This window comes from Methylobacterium sp. CCH5-D2 (assembly GCF_001556475.1).
GTDB lineage: Bacteria > Pseudomonadota > Alphaproteobacteria > Rhizobiales > Beijerinckiaceae > Methylobacterium > Methylobacterium hispanicum.
Window position 1 is genome coordinate 1 of sequence record NZ_LSIX01000033.1, and the last position, 1,451, is coordinate 1,451.

The window sequence follows — 1,451 nt, forward strand, 5'->3', positions numbered from 1 at the left end:
AGGCCCGGCGAGGCCGGACCTATGGGTTCGACAGCAGGGCTCTGCCCTGCACCCGCGAAAGGTCTCGACCTTTCGAAACCAGGACCTTCGCGCTCAGTCCTCGTCGCGACGCTCCTTGCGAAGACGCTCCCAATGGGCGAGGCGGTCGCGGTAGCGGCTCTCCATGCCCCGCTCCGTCGGCGCGTAGAAATGCTGCCGGCCCAGCCGCTCCGGCCAGTAATCCTGGCCCGAGAAGGCGTCGGGCTCGTCGTGGTCGTAGCGGTAGCCCTCGCCGTAGCCCATGCGCTTCATCAGCTTGGTCGGCGCGTTGAGGATGGTGCGCGGCGGCGGCAGCGAGCCCGCCGCCTTCGCGACGCGGGTGGCCGCCTTGTAGGCCTCGTAGACCGCGTTCGATTTCGGCGCGCAGGCGAGGTAGACGGTGACCTGAGCGAGCGCCAGCTCGCCCTCCGGGCTCCCCAGGAAGTCGAAGGCGTCCTTGGCGGCGGTGGCGACGACGAGCGCCTGCGGGTCGGCGAGCCCGATATCCTCCACCGCCATCCGCACGAGGCGGCGGGCGATGAACAGGCGGTCCTCGCCGCCGTCGAGCATGCGGCAGAGATAGTACAGCGCCGCGTCGGGGTCCGAGCCCCGCACGGTCTTATGCAGGGCGCTGATCAGGTTGTAGTGCCCCTCCTGCGCCTTGTCGTAGATCGGCGCCCGGCGCTGCACGATCTCCTGCAGCGTCTCGGCGTCGAGCGTCTCGCCGGGCCGGGCCGAGCGCCAGACCTCCTCGGAGAGGGTGAGCGCGGCCCGCCCGTCCCCATCCGCCATGCGCACCAGCACGCCGCGGGCCTCCTCGTCGAGCGGCAGGGCCTGCCCCGTCAGCGCCTCGGCGCGGGCCAGCAGCTTGGCCACCGCCGCGTCGTCCAGGCTGCGGAACAGCAGGACGCGCGCGCGCGACAGCAGCGCCGCGTTCAGCTCGAAGGACGGGTTCTCGGTGGTGGCGCCGACGAGCGTCACCGTGCCGTCCTCCATCACCGGCAGGAAGGCGTCGAGCTGGGCCCGGTTGAAGCGGTGGATCTCGTCGACGAAGAGCAGCGTGCCCTGCCCGCCCTGGCGGCGCCTGCGCGCGGCCTCGAACACCTTGCGCAGGTCCGGCACGCCCGAGAAGATCGCCGAGATCTGCTCGAAATGCAGGTCGGTCTGGTCGGCGAGCAGCCGCGCCACCGTGGTCTTGCCGGTGCCGGGCGGTCCCCAGAAGATCAGCGAGCCGAGGCTCTTGGAGCGCAGGAGCCGGGTCAGCGCCCCGTCCGGCCCCGTCAGGTGCTCCTGGCCCACGACCTCGTCGAGCCGGGCCGGGCGCAGACGGTCGGCGAGCGGACGGGGGGCGTCGGGATTGCGCGGCTGCGGTGCCGGTTCGGCGGAGGCGAAGAGGTCGGACATCGCCGCATGAACACCGGCGGCGGGCGGGC

General features: G+C 72.3%; 1 protein-coding gene. It reads right to left on the reverse strand.

Annotated features, from left to right (window positions below; all coding sequences use genetic code 11):
• Window positions 1–93: 93 nt before the first annotated feature.
• Complete coding sequence (locus tag AX737_RS00710; protein ID WP_066918206.1) at window positions 94–1,422, reverse strand: replication-associated recombination protein A; 1,329 nt, start codon at window positions 1,420–1,422, stop codon at window positions 94–96.
• Window positions 1,423–1,451 lie beyond the last annotated feature (29 nt).

Bases quoted from the DNA above. Each gene is read 5' to 3' on its own strand.
- AX737_RS00710 (WP_066918206.1), bottom strand. From the start codon at position 1,422: ATGTCCGACCTCTTCGCCTCCGCCGAACCGGCACCGCAGCCGCGCAAT.